The following is a 12,410-nucleotide window of genomic DNA, read 5'->3' on the forward strand; positions in this document are numbered from 1 at the left end:
ACTGACGCCCTCTTGTGCACCCCCGCCTCTTTGCGCTTTCTTTACGCACATGGCGGACACCACAGGGAACACCACGGAAACAGGGGCCACGGACGCCCCAGGGCCCAACTCAACTCCCCGTAAGTCCAGTTGGAAGTACATCGGCCCGGGGATCGTCGTCGCGGCGACCGGCGTCGGCGCCGGCGACCTGGTGGCGACACTCATCGCCGGCAGCAACTTCGGCTACACCCTCCTGTGGGCCGCCGTACTCGGCTGCCTGGTCAAGATCTCCCTCGCCGAGGCGGCCGGCCGCTGGCACCTCGCCACCGGCCGCACCCTCTTCGACGGCTGGGCGAGCCTCGGTCGCTGGACGACGTACTTCTTCGTCGCGTACGTCGTGATCTGGGGCTTCGTCTACGGCGCGGCGGCGATGTCGTCGAGCGCGCTGCCGCTCCAGGCACTGTTCCCGGACGTCATGGACCTCAAGGCATGGGCGATCCTGTGCGGGTTGTCGGGCCTGGTCTTCGTCTGGTTCAACAAGTACGAGGTCTTCGAGAAGGTCATGACCGTGCTGGTGGGCGTGATGTTCGTCGTCACGGTCTATCTGGCGATCCGGGTCACCCCGAACCTCGGGGACGCCTTCGCCGGCCTGCTGCCCGTCCTCCCCGACGAGAAGGACTCGATCCTCAACACGCTGGGCCTGGTCGGCGGCGTGGGCGGCACCATCACCCTCGCGGCGTACGGCTATTGGGTCAACGCGAAGGGCTGGACCAACACCGGCTGGATGAAGGTGATGCGCCTCGACAACCGCGTCGCGTACGTGACGACGGGCATCTTCGTGGTGGCGATGCTGTTCGTGGGCGCGGAGTTGCTGCATTCGGCCAATGTGTCGATCGCGAGCGGCGACAAGGGCCTGATCCAGCTGAGCGACATCCTGGAGGACAAGTACGGCACGGCGACCGCGAAGTTCTTCCTGATCGGCTTCTTCGCCACCTCCTACACGTCACTGATCGGCGTCTGGCACGGCGTGAGCCTGATGTTCGCGGACTTCGTGGAACGCTTCCGCGGAACCCGGACGACGGGCGAGGAGGTCGCCTCGGGCACCCGCCAGCGGTCGTGGCCGTTCCGCGCGTACCTGCTGTGGCTGACCTTCCCGCCCATCGTCCTGCTCTTCCAGGGCCAGCCCTTCCGCCTGATCATCCTGTACGGCGTCCTCGGCGCGGCCTTCCTCCCCTTCCTGGCCGGCACCCTGCTGGTCCTGCTCAACTCCTCCCGCACACCCGCCGAATGGCGCAACCGGCTGCTGAGCAACGCGATGCTGGTGATCGCGGGCCTGCTGTTCCTGGTGCTGTGCGTGAAGCAGATCTGGGACCAGCCGTGGTCGGAGTTCTTCTGAGCCCCCTTGCGCATTCAGTCCAATCAGTCCATTCAGTGCCCAGAGCCCTTTGGCGCAGGCTCAGTTGGGGGGCGGGGGCTGCAGACCCTGCCACTTCGAGTCGGTGGCGATCGCCTTGAGCTGGTCGAGGGTCAGGGCGGGATTCTCCCGGGTCGGGCCGGTGATCTGGCTGGCGGAGTTGAAGGCGCTGACGGCCACCCGCAGACCGTCGGGCCAGATGGCGTCGGCGGTCCGCATGACGAGCCCCAGCCCCTTGTCGTCGCCGACTCCCTGACGGACGGCGACCTTGATCCCGTCGGGCAGGGTCACGGCGCCCGAGCCCTCGCCGAAGAGCTCGCCCTCGACGTCGCTCATGTTGGGCTGCACATTGATCTGGACGAAGCTCTTGCCCTCGCCGTCGTCGACGACGACATAGCCGTACTCGGTCTCATCGGTGTCCTCGGCGCTCTTGCCGACCACGCTGAGGCCCTTCGGGAGCAGACCGGTGAGTGTCGTCAGGATGGTGGCGCTGTCGACTCCGGAAGGCCGGCTGGACGCCGACGGGGTCGACGGGGTCGACGAGACCGAGGGGGTCCCCGTAGCGCCGGCCGCGGGAATGGCGTTGACGGCCCTGAGCCACGCCGGGGCGGTGACGAAGGCCTTCAACTGGCTGCTGGACAGAGGCGGTTCGGGACGACTGACGGGCTTGCCCCGCTCGGCGGCGGCATTCCACTCACGCAACGACACATGCTCCCCGTCGGGCGTGACGAGGTCCGCCGTCCACAGCTTCGTGCCGACGGGACTGTCCGAGTGCTCGTACCCCTTGAGGATCCTGAGCACCGCACCGCCGGTCAGCGTGCTCCTCGCGCAGTCGTCGTACTGGACGAACGCCGGGTCCGGGCACTCGGTCACCTCCCGGGTCGGCACGCTCCCCGGCTCCAGCCGGTCGAGGCCGACGGAGAGAGCCGCGGCGCCCTTCCCGTCGTCGAACACGGCATACGCGTGCGGACCCAGCTCCGAGTCCGTGCCACGCGCCGACTCCTCGCTGAGCGCACCCTCCGGCAACAACTCCTTGAGGGTGCCGAGCAGTTGGGCGCCGGAGACGGGGGGCGGGGTGGCGGTACCGGTGGCGTCACCGGGCCCGACCGTGGTCCCGCCGGACCCCACGTTCCGCTGTCCGGTCCCGTCGCCGCCCCAGGGCGCGACCAGCGCGCCGACCACCCCCACCAACGCGATCGCGGCGGCGCCGCTCACGACAGCGGTCCGGCGGCGCATTCGGAGCCGACGCCCGCGGCTCTCACCACCGGCGACGAGGGCGGCCCGATCGGCGTCGAAGGCACCGCCGGCGTTGCGCAGGGCGGCGCCGAGCCGGTCCTCGAACCGGTCGTCACGATGTTCAACGGACATGGGGAACCACCACTTCTGCTGTGTACGGGAATTGTGTACCGGGACGGGGAGGAGAGGGGTGGGGAGGAGAAGAGAGGGGTGGGGTGGGGGGAAGGGACGCGGATGTCAGCGGACCGCGTACTCGCCGATTTCCTCGCCGAGGAGGATGCGCAACCGGGCGAGTGCGCGGACGCAACGGGTGCGTACGGCGGCCGAGCTGACGTTCATCGCACGCGCCGTCTCCTCGATGGACCGGTCCTCCCAGTACCGCAGAACGACCACCGCCCGGTCCTTGGGCGGGAGTTGGGCGAGTGCTTCGACGAGGGTGAGCCGCATGGTCACGTCGGCTCCGGCGGAGGGGACGGGCATCTCGGGCAGCACGTCGGTGGCCCGCTCGGAACTGCTGCGGCGTCGCTGATGCGTGAGAAAGGCACGGGTGAGCACGGTCTGCGCGTACCCCGCAGGGTTGTTGGCCCGGGAGACGCGCCCCCAGTTGACGTACAACCGCCCGAGGGTCTCCTGCACCAGGTCCTCGGCGAGGTATGTGTCCCCGGCGGTGAGCAGACACGCGGAGCGGTACAGATGCCCCGCGCGCGCCACCGCGAACTCCGCGTACTCGTCCGCGCGGACCTTTCTCATACGTTTCCCCCGTTGCGTGCTCGCGCCCAGGTCGTGGGCGCGTGGTCTGTACACACCTCATTGACGCGATGGGCAGGGGGAAATGTTGCAGGGAAACCTTGGAGAGTCTCAGCGAGCCTCAGAGGAGGTGGTCGGCTTTCCCCGCCTTGATCTCGAGGATGAGGGTACGGAGGGCTTCACGGGTGTCGGCGAGATAGGTGTCCTCGGCACCGGCAACGGCTATGTAGGCGTTGCCGGTGGGGTCGGTGCCTAGGCGGAAGCAGGAGTTTCCCTCGCCGCAGAACGGGTCTTCCCAGGTGATGTCGTGCATGGATGGCTCCCTCAGAGTTGGTCGGCGATGTCCTGGATGAATTCGCGCGACGCCTCCGGTGACAGGGCGAGGCCCTCCATCCAGTCCAGGTGGGCACGGTACTTCGCCAACTGGCCTTCTGCGTGGAGGAAATCCGGTCCGTGTGAGTTGTCGATCTGAACGGTGTCGAGCTGAGGAACGGGCCCTTCCGCGTACAGCACCGTCTGCCCGGCCCCCGGAAATGTCCCGGCGTCGAAGGGAATGACCAGCAACGTCACGTTGTCCTGTTCGGACCTGTTCGCGAGCTGCAAGAGCTGAACTCTGACGACGTCCCGGCCGCCGAACTGCATCCGGAGGGCTGCCTCGTGCACGACGGCGACGAACTCGGGCGGATTGCCGCCGTCCAGTACCTGCTGGCGTTCCGCGCGATGGGCCAGCCGTAGGGCGATCTCATGCTCCGGGAGCGGGGGGAGGACGGCCCGAAAGACCGCGAGCGCGTGGTCGGACGTCTGGAGGAGACCCGGGATGTGCACCGTGTACGCCGCTCGCATACGCACGGAGTGTGCCTCCAACTCCGCGATGTCCAGCATCCCCTGGGGAAGGGACCCCCGGTATTTGTCCCACCAGCCCCGTGCGGCGGGTTGGGCCATCTCTGCCAGAGCTTCGACGTAGGGCTCGTCGTGGCAGCCGCAATTGCAGGCGAGGGTGCGCACACGGTCCGGGCTGATGGCACGCACGCCGGACTCGATATGCGAGATCTTGCCTCGATCCACGCCCAGCAATCCGGCGGCGTACTCCCCGGACATGCCCGCTGACGTGCGCATTCTGCGTACCTCGAACCCCAGTCGCCGCTGGCGTTCCGTGGGCGACGTCCTCGCTGCCATGCCGTTCCTTCCGCCGGGTGATCGTCAACAGCTTGCCGCTTGTTTGTGCGACCCAGCCACGATCGTGCGCAATTTCCACCCAGCGGGGCCAATCTTGGCCCCGCTGTGGCTACATTAGGTAATGCGCACGCTACACACGGCAGTTGGAAGCGCATCGCGCGAGCCTGCCCGCAGCCTCCTTCCCCGGGAGGGGCGGACTCGCGTCAGGGAGACAGGCCACCGACTGCGATCACGCCCGTACACGCACACCAAGGAGCCCCGATGCCAGTCCCCAACTCCCGCTGTCCAGCCGCCCCCACGTTCCCGGCAGACCCAACCCGCCCCACGCCCGAAACCCTCCGGTACAGCCTGACTCTCCCGGCGGCACTGGCGAGCCCGGCGATGGCGAGCGCGGCGGCCACGGCGTTCCTGCGTGCCCACGACCTGGCCGACATGCTGGACCCAGCCCTGCAGGCGGTATCCGAACTCACGGCAACGGCATGCCAGTTCACGGAGTCCATGGACTTCTACCTCGCCCTCCGCTACCGCGCCGCCACGCTCCGGGTGATCGTCTACGACAGCCACCCCCGCCACACCCAACCGAACCTCGCGGCAGCGTGTGACACCCGCCGCCGAGCCTCCCTGCGGGTGCTGGCCTGCGTATGCCGGGCCTGCGAGGGCGACTGGGGCTTCGGCGCGTCCCGAGAACCGGGCGGCGGGACGCGCATGTGGGCGACGCTGCCGCGAGAGACGGCGGCGAAGTACGGACAGGAAGGGAACGGGAGTCGGCTCAGCGATTGACGGCTTGGATCTCCTGAACGACGACGGCTTGCTCGGCCCCGAACTCACCGTCGGGCAGGGCCTGCGGGTTGTTGACACCCGTGCCGGTCCAGTGGATCTTCCAGGTGATGGTGGCGCGGAGAGGGTAGGTCCCGTCGCCGGAGGAGCGCAGGTACTTCACTCCACAGGGCGGGGTCTGCTTCGACTTCCCGGCGGCGTAGGGCTCCCCGATCCGCCCGTTGACGAACGTGCAGACGCCGGACGCGGGGTAGACCTGCGCGTCGGCGGTGCCGGGCTCGATCCTCAGGGAGACGGGCTCGGCGACGGTGGTGGCCTCGACATTGAGAATCGGGACGGACGCGGTCACCGACACCGGCTTGAACTGGGCCGCGTCCAGCCAGGCCCAGGTCGGAAGGTTCACCTTGGTGGCGCCGGCGGGAGCGAGGGTCACCTTTGTGGAGGGGACGCGGATCTCGGCGTACGCAAGGTCGGCGAGCATCTTCGGTGTGATCGCCTCGGCGATGTCGGCGGGCGGGGCTGCGCCGGTGTCGACCCAGAAGTAGTCCTTGGTGCAGTCGAGCGCGCCGGGTTCCCCCGCGCGGCCTTCGCTGACGTAAGAACCCCAGAAGTAGCCCTTGCCTGTCTTGTCCTTGTTGAAGTCCTTGTAGGGCTTGCCATTGACGAACCGGTCCCGCTGCGAGACGTCCCACCCGTTGCCGGTCGAACCGGCATTCCAGACCGGTTCCCTGGCCTTCTGGAACTGTTCCGGGGTGTACATCGGCGCGTAGTAGCAGGCGGGCGGAGTCCAGTTCGACGCCGAGGTGACACGGCCGGTCGACTGGCCGTGGCCGTTGTTGTCGCGGTTGAAGATGACTTCACCGGCGGTGGCGGAGATCGTGCCCTTGCCGTCCGTGTTGCCGGAGGGACCCGTGGTGGAACCCTGCCCGTCACCGGGTCCGTACGCCACAGCTGTGCTCGACAATCCCGCGGCGCACACGACCGCAGTCGCACCCAACGCCACGACCGTGCTCCACCTGCTTATGCCGTGCATGTCTTGTCCCCCCGCTTCGAGACCAGATTGATCGCCTGCCACACGCCCTGCTCGCTCTTCTCCAGGCGTGTGTTGTACAGCACGTACGGGCTCTCACTCGAAGGCGTTCGGTCGACCTTGTTGGTCTTCCGGTTCTTGTTGAACCCCTTGCTCTCATCGGCGCAGTAGACGACGGACGCCTCTGTCTCGCCCGACAAGGTGACCTGCGGCGCGTAGTAACGAGTCGTCCCGGTGAAGGACATGTTGGCGTCGATATACGCCTGCACCCACGCGACCGCGTCGCTCAGTGCCTTGTCCCGGTAGTAGAAGGAAAGGTTCGGCGTACCTGTGTCGCCGCGCACGATGGCGTCGTTCGTCGCATCGATCCGCCCAGCGGTGTCCGCAAGGACTGAGTCCTTGGCCGCGTCTCCCGTCTTCCAGCTCTCGAACTTGTCCGTGACATCCGACGGCAGCTCGATCTTCGGCCGGTCGGCGGAGTCGGCCGAGGCGGACGCCGTCGGCGATGTCGAGGTCTCGCTACCGGTATCGGCCCCGGCGATCTTGTCGTTGTCCTTCGATCCGCTGTCGTCGCCGCCACAGGCAGTCAACAGCAGGGCCGCGGAGGCGACGAGCGCGGCAGCAACGGGCAAAGAGCGGCGCTTCAAGGTGGACTCCCCGTGAGACAGAAGTGCTGGCAAACTCAAGACGGTATCGGTGGGCCCGGTGGTTCCGCCAGGCAACCAAGGTTGCACTGTGGCAACGGCAAAGGACTGATCGCCGTACATGCCCCTTCGGCTCGATGGTCAGGCCCCGCATCTGACACCTCCACAAGTGGACGTGATCTTCACCTCCCTCTGCGCCGCACAGCATGACCCACACCGCTTCTGATCAGTTCCTTGCCCCTTCCGAACTTCCCGTCGAATACCCGTGCGCAGTAAGTTCGCGTGTGCGTACGACTGTTGTCGTTTAGGTTCGGGTGACGGGGGTTGCGGGATGGCGGGGTACCGGCCGGCTGACTGGCATGTGCTGGACCTGGACAAGGACCCGACGCCGGGTGATCCGGACCGTGTGCGTCAACTGGCTCGTACGTTGCATGAGTTCGCGGATGATGTCGCGGACGGGTTGCGGTTGATCAAGGGGATGGCGTCGGAGAACGAGACGCTGGAGTGGGCGGGGAAGACCGCTGAGGTGTTCCAGGACGAGTTCTCGGACGTACCCAAGAATCTGAAGAAGCTGAAGAGGTCGTACGACCTGTGCGGTGACGCGCTGGTGGATTACTGGCCGAAGTTGGAGCGGGCGCAGGCGCTGGCCGACAAGGCGCTCGCCAAGGGCCGGGAGGCACAGGCCGACCTGTCCTCGGCCAAGTCCCGTCTCTCCTCCGCCGATTCGTGGATGACGCGGGCGGCCAAGGAGTCCGACAAGTACAAGGACGATCCGACGGGCAGTAAGGCCGCGGAGAAGCCGGACGAGGCGAAGGTCCGGGCCGCCACCCGCGACGCGCAACATGCCAAGTCGGCCCAGAGCAGCGCGCAGTCGGATGTGGACGGCGCGCAGTCCGCCCTGGACGCGGCGAAGAAGATGGCCGAGGACGCGCGCAGGATGCGTGAGGACGCGGCGGGTGAGGCGAAGCGGAGGATCGACGAGGCGTCGGACGCCGGTATTCAGAACCGGAGTTGGTGGGAGGACGTCGGGGACTGGTTCACCGACAACTGGGACACCATCGTCGCGGTCTGCAAGATCGTCGTCGCTGTGGTCGGGGTTGTGGCGATGATCATCGGGGGGCCGATTCTCGGTGCGATCGTGCTGATCGCGGCCCTGATCGTGCTGGCGGACACGCTCTACAAGTATTCCAAGGGGCAGGCGTCTCTATGGGACGTGGGCCTCGCGGCGCTGGACTGCATACCGGGCATGAAGGGACTGACCACGCTCGGAGGTCTCGCCAAGGGAATGAAGGCGTTCGGCAAACTCGGCCTCAAAGGCATGGCTCTGGGCGTGCGAGGGCTGGGCAAGGGTGCGAAGGGCGCGCTCGCGGAGGGCGCCAAAGGTGCCTACAACCGGCTCAAATCCAAGATCTTCGCATGTGGCGACCCAGTCGATGTCGCAACTGGTGCGATGTATCTTCAGCAGACCGACATCGAGCTGCCCGGCGTACTGCCTCTCAACTTTGTCCGCCGAACCGCCTCGAACTATCGCAGCGGCTGGTGGTTCGGACCGTCCTGGTCCTCCACGCTCGACCAACGGCTTGAGACGGACGAGGAGAACGCCGTCTTCGTCACCGATGACGGCATGCTCCTCGCCTACCGGCGCCCATCAGCGCCGGGAACCCCCGTGTTCCCGGCGCAAGGACCTCGTTGGCCGTTGACGCTGCTCGACGGCGGCGGCTACCGGATCCACGACCCTGACTCAGGACACACGCGTGAATTCGCCGCCCCAGCCGATGGCCTGGCACTCCTGCGGAGCATCACGGACCGGAACGGCAACGTCATCGCCTTCGACCACGGGGCGGACGGAACGCCACTCGCAATACGGCATTCTGCGGGACACCGGCTCGCCTTCACCGTCGACGAGGGCAGAGTCACGGCACTGCGGCTGGTCGGCGCCGGCCAGGACGGAGCCGACGTCACCATCAGGCGCTTCGCGTACACGGACGGCCAACTCACGGACGTCGTCGGATCATCCGGTGTGCCCCTGCGCCTCAGGTACGACGAACGGTTGCGAGTCACGTCCTGGACGGACACCAACGGCAGCTCGTACAGCTATGAGTACGACGATCAGGACCGATGCACGGCTCAGGGCGGAGAAGCGGGCCTTCTCGCCTTCACGTTCGCCTACGACGGTGCCGACGCGCACTGGCCTGACCACCGTGTCACCACAGTGACGAGCCCGTCCGGAGCAGTGAGCCGATACGTCGTCAACCCCGACTGCCAAGTGGTGGCGGAGGCGGATCCCCTGGGCGGCCTCACCAGGATGGCGTACGACGCCGACCATCATCTCCTGTCGCGTACCGACCCGCTCGGGCGTACGACGAGCGTGGTGAACGACGACCAGGGCCGTCCCGTGGCCGTCGTGCGCCCCGACGGCGCGCGCACTGAGTACACGTACAACGAACTCGGTCTCCTCAGCGACATCACCCTGCCTGACCACAACACGGTGCGCTGCCAATACGACGAGCGAGGGAACCGCACCTCGATCGTCGACGCGGACGGCGCCGTGTTCCGGTACGCCTACTCGGCGACGGGGCACATGCGCGGGCTCACCGACCCGCTCGGACACCTCACCACGGTCCGCACCGACCCGGCCGGGCTCCCCGTTGAGATCGCGGATCCGCTCGGCGGAGTCGTCCGCCATGAACGGGACGCCTTCGGCCGCACCATTCGGCTGACGGATCAACTGGAAAACGTCACTCGCCTCGAATGGTCCACGGAAGGCAGGCTCACACGCCAGACCGACGCGGACGGGAGCGAGATATGGGAGTACGACGGAGAAGGCAACTGCAGACAGCACCGGGACGCCGCCGGTCACGTCAGCACCTATGAGTACGGCCAATTCGACCTGCTGACGGCGCGGACGGATCCCACGGGAGCCCGCTTCACCTATACCTACGACACTGATCTGCGTCTCACCAAGGTCACCGCGCCCACAGGCGAAACGTGGCGGTACGAGTACGACGCCGCCGGACGAATGGTGTCCGAAACAGACTTCGGTGGCATCACCACGGCTTACGCCTATGACCTCGCGGGGCAGCTCGTCGCTCGCACGAATGCTCTCGGGCAGGTCGTGCACAGTGACCACGACGTTCTGGGACGGATGATCCGTAAGCGAGCGGACGGGACGACCACGGAATTCCGCTACGACCTCTGCGGGCGCCTCATGGAGGCGACCGGCCCGGATGCGACGATCAGTGTGACCCGAGACCGCGCAGGCCGGCTCCTGGCGGAGACAACGAACGGCCGGAGTCTTGCCCACACCTACGACCCGGCCGGGCGCCGCCGTACACGGACGACCCCCAGTGGCGCGGAGAGCTGCTGGAGCTATGACACGGCTGGCAGCGCCGTCGAACTCGTCAGCTCCGGCCACACCATCCGGTTCGACCGCGACCACGCAGGCCAGGAAATCAGCCGCCGCATCGGTGAGAGCACGATCGTCTCGCATACGTACGACCCGCTCGGACGCGTCACCTCCCAGTCCCTCGTCCAGGACGGACACACGAGAAGCCTGCGCCGGTACAACTACCGACCCGATGGCCACCTGGCGGGAGTCGAGCGCCTCCACGGTGTGCCGAGCCGTTACGAGTTGGACCCGCTCGGACGGATTACGGCGGCCACTGGCCCGCAGGGTTCCGAGCGATACGACTACGACTCCCACGGCAATCAGACCGAGGCGTCGTGGCCCTCCGCATTCCCCGGGCAAGAAGCCCTGGGGGAGCGAACGCATCGAGGGCTGCGCCTGGAACGCGCCGGAGCGATGCGATACGAATACGACGCGCAGGGCCGCGTCACCCTCCGTCAGAAAACGCGACTGTCACGCAAGCCGGACACCTGGCGCTACGAGTGGGACGCGGAAGACAGGCTGACGGCGGCCACGACTCCGGACGGTACCCGGTGGACGTACCGTTACGACCCGCTCGGGCGCCGTATCGCCAAGGAACGGCACGCCGCTGAACACGCGAGTGTCGCCGAATGCACGGAGTTCGTCTGGGACGGCACCACCTTGTGCGAACAGACGACCACGTCCGTTCAGCAGCCCGACCCTGTCACGCTGACCTGGGACCACCAGGGCATGCATCCCATTACACAGACGGAGCGAATAACCGACGCGGGTGCACCGCAAGAAGAGCAGGACGAGATCGACCGTCGCTTCTTCAGCATCGTCACCGATCTCGTCGGAACCCCCACCGAGTTGGTGGACGAGGAGGGGGACACCGCCTGGTACGCGCAGTCCACCGTGTGGGGTACGACGGTCTGGAACCGTTCTGCCAGGGCGTACACCCCGTTGCGCTTCCCCGGCCAGTATTTCGACCAGGAAACGGGTCTGCACTACAACCTGTTCCGGCACTACGATCCCGAAACGGCCCGCTACCTGACACGTGATCCGCTGGGTCTGGCAGCCGGGCCCAACCCCGTCACCTACGTGCACAACCCGCTCACTTGGGCCGACCCGCTGGGGTTGACCCCCTGTGAGGATGCGGCCAAGCAGGCCGCCGCGCGCAACGAGACGGTGTTGGGCAAGGAGATACCCACACGTTCAGAAGGCTCGGTGGGCAGCGCCACGAGCCACGACTACAAGAAGACGTTCTTCGCTGCGCATCCGGAGCTCCAAGGGAAAGTTGTCGTACACCACGCAATTGAGCAGCAAACCCTCAAGCGTTACCCCGGCCTTTTCTCTGCGGATGAGATGCACTCTCTGGAGAATCTTCGCGGAATCCCCAAGGGAGATATCAACAGCAGGGTCCATCTCAGTCAGATTCGCATCGAATGGAATCAGTTCTACAACAGTCACCCGAATCCCACAAGGCAGGAGGTTCTTGATCAAGTCACGCGTGTCGATGATATGCTTGGCAACTGGTTCAACCCGCGCGCCCGATAGTGGCGTTCGCGTAAGCAGGGAGATGAGTCCAAGAAATGTGGCGTGAGATTGTCGAAGAGTTCACATCTGCGGAGCCGCGCGATCCCGCAGAACCAGGCGCTGTCGACCGCATCGAAGAGGCCCTCGGGCAGTCACTTCCCGAAGACCTCCGCAGCTTCCTGCTGGAGACAGACGGATTGGGCGGAGCGTACGGCACCGACGTCGTCTGGCCTGCCGAGCGCATCCTGAACGACAATCTCCACTTCCGGAACGACACACAGTTCCAGCAGCTATACATGCCTTTCGACTCGCTCATCTTCTTCGGCGACAACGGCGGGGGAGACCAGTTCGCCTTCGTGCGGAAACCGGAACGAGACGATGTGTTTGTCTGGGACCACGAAACGGACGGCCGCAACTTTGTTTCCGCCGGCCTGGGAAGCTACTTGCGCAGCGCGCTGGGGAGCGGCGGGGAAGACTGGTACCGATAATTTTTTCCCGGGACAT

General features: G+C 66.5%; 10 protein-coding genes. 4 read left to right on the forward strand and 6 right to left on the reverse strand.

Annotated elements, in window-relative coordinates; genetic code table 11:
• The first annotated feature begins 49 nt into the window (after window positions 1-49).
• Window positions 50-1,375, forward strand: coding sequence for an Nramp family divalent metal transporter (locus G3I56_RS07880; RefSeq protein ID WP_164408135.1), 1,326 nt, complete (start codon window positions 50-52; stop codon window positions 1,373-1,375).
• Window positions 1,376-1,435: 60 nt separating this feature from the next.
• Here G3I56_RS07880 and G3I56_RS07885 read toward each other — a convergent pair whose 3' ends face one another.
• The 4 genes from G3I56_RS07885 to G3I56_RS07900 all read right to left on the reverse strand — a co-directional run bounded on the left by G3I56_RS07885 (window position 1,436) and on the right by G3I56_RS07900 (window position 4,552).
• Window positions 1,436-2,761 (reverse strand): hypothetical protein, encoded by a 1,326-nt coding sequence (locus G3I56_RS07885; RefSeq protein ID WP_164408136.1) that lies wholly within the window; start codon window positions 2,759-2,761, stop codon window positions 1,436-1,438.
• Between the two features lie 105 nt (window positions 2,762-2,866).
• A complete protein-coding gene (locus G3I56_RS07890; RefSeq protein WP_164408137.1) occupies window positions 2,867-3,379 on the reverse strand; it encodes a SigE family RNA polymerase sigma factor in 513 nt (170 codons plus the stop codon).
• A gap of 118 nt (window positions 3,380-3,497) precedes the next feature.
• Window positions 3,498-3,689 carry a hypothetical protein gene (locus G3I56_RS07895; RefSeq protein WP_164408138.1) on the reverse strand — a complete coding sequence of 64 codons (192 nt, stop codon included), beginning with the start codon at window positions 3,687-3,689 and terminating at the stop codon, window positions 3,498-3,500.
• 11 nt (window positions 3,690-3,700) lie between these two features.
• Window positions 3,701-4,552, reverse strand: coding sequence for a helix-turn-helix transcriptional regulator (locus G3I56_RS07900; protein WP_164408139.1), 852 nt, complete (start codon window positions 4,550-4,552; stop codon window positions 3,701-3,703).
• Window positions 4,553-4,813: 261 nt separating this feature from the next.
• Between G3I56_RS07900 and G3I56_RS07905 the strand changes: the two genes are divergently transcribed.
• Window positions 4,814-5,332, forward strand: coding sequence for an ATP-binding protein (locus G3I56_RS07905; protein WP_164408140.1), 519 nt, complete (start codon window positions 4,814-4,816; stop codon window positions 5,330-5,332).
• On the opposite strand, the gene G3I56_RS07910 is transcribed toward G3I56_RS07905, so the two are convergent.
• The gene (locus G3I56_RS07910; protein WP_164408141.1) at window positions 5,322-6,362 is read right to left on the reverse strand and encodes a hypothetical protein; all 1,041 of its coding nucleotides are present in this window, start codon (window positions 6,360-6,362) and stop codon (window positions 5,322-5,324) included. The genes G3I56_RS07905 and G3I56_RS07910 overlap by 11 nt on opposite strands.
• Entirely contained in the window at window positions 6,350-7,126 is a 777-nt protein-coding gene (locus G3I56_RS07915; protein WP_343239895.1) for a hypothetical protein, read from the reverse strand. Before G3I56_RS07915 ends, G3I56_RS07910 begins: the two co-directional genes overlap by 13 nt.
• 208 nt (window positions 7,127-7,334) lie before the next feature.
• On the opposite strand from G3I56_RS07915, the gene G3I56_RS07920 reads away from it, so the two are divergent.
• Together G3I56_RS07920 and G3I56_RS07925 are read left to right on the forward strand one after the other, a co-directional pair.
• Window positions 7,335-11,927, forward strand: coding sequence for a DUF6531 domain-containing protein (locus tag G3I56_RS07920; RefSeq protein WP_164408142.1), 4,593 nt, complete (start codon window positions 7,335-7,337; stop codon window positions 11,925-11,927).
• Window positions 11,928-11,962: 35 nt separating this feature from the next.
• A complete protein-coding gene (locus G3I56_RS07925; protein WP_164408143.1) occupies window positions 11,963-12,394 on the forward strand; it encodes an SMI1/KNR4 family protein in 432 nt (143 codons plus the stop codon).
• Window positions 12,395-12,410: the final 16 nt, after the last annotated feature.

This window comes from Streptomyces sp. SID12488, assembly GCF_010548275.1.
In the GTDB taxonomy this organism is placed as follows: domain Bacteria; phylum Actinomycetota; class Actinomycetes; order Streptomycetales; family Streptomycetaceae; genus Streptomyces.

Bases quoted from the DNA above. Each gene is read 5' to 3' on its own strand.
- G3I56_RS07880 (WP_164408135.1), top strand. From the start codon at position 50: ATGGCGGACACCACAGGGAACACCACGGAAACAGGGGCCACGGACGCC.
- G3I56_RS07885 (WP_164408136.1), bottom strand. From the start codon at position 2,761: ATGTCCGTTGAACATCGTGACGACCGGTTCGAGGACCGGCTCGGCGCC.
- G3I56_RS07890 (WP_164408137.1), bottom strand. From the start codon at position 3,379: ATGAGAAAGGTCCGCGCGGACGAGTACGCGGAGTTCGCGGTGGCGCGC.
- G3I56_RS07895 (WP_164408138.1), bottom strand. From the start codon at position 3,689: ATGCACGACATCACCTGGGAAGACCCGTTCTGCGGCGAGGGAAACTCC.
- G3I56_RS07900 (WP_164408139.1), bottom strand. From the start codon at position 4,552: ATGGCAGCGAGGACGTCGCCCACGGAACGCCAGCGGCGACTGGGGTTC.
- G3I56_RS07905 (WP_164408140.1), top strand. From the start codon at position 4,814: ATGCCAGTCCCCAACTCCCGCTGTCCAGCCGCCCCCACGTTCCCGGCA.
- G3I56_RS07910 (WP_164408141.1), bottom strand. From the start codon at position 6,362: ATGCACGGCATAAGCAGGTGGAGCACGGTCGTGGCGTTGGGTGCGACT.
- G3I56_RS07915 (WP_343239895.1), bottom strand. From the start codon at position 7,126: ATGTACGGCGATCAGTCCTTTGCCGTTGCCACAGTGCAACCTTGGTTG.
- G3I56_RS07920 (WP_164408142.1), top strand. From the start codon at position 7,335: ATGGCGGGGTACCGGCCGGCTGACTGGCATGTGCTGGACCTGGACAAG.
- G3I56_RS07925 (WP_164408143.1), top strand. From the start codon at position 11,963: ATGTGGCGTGAGATTGTCGAAGAGTTCACATCTGCGGAGCCGCGCGAT.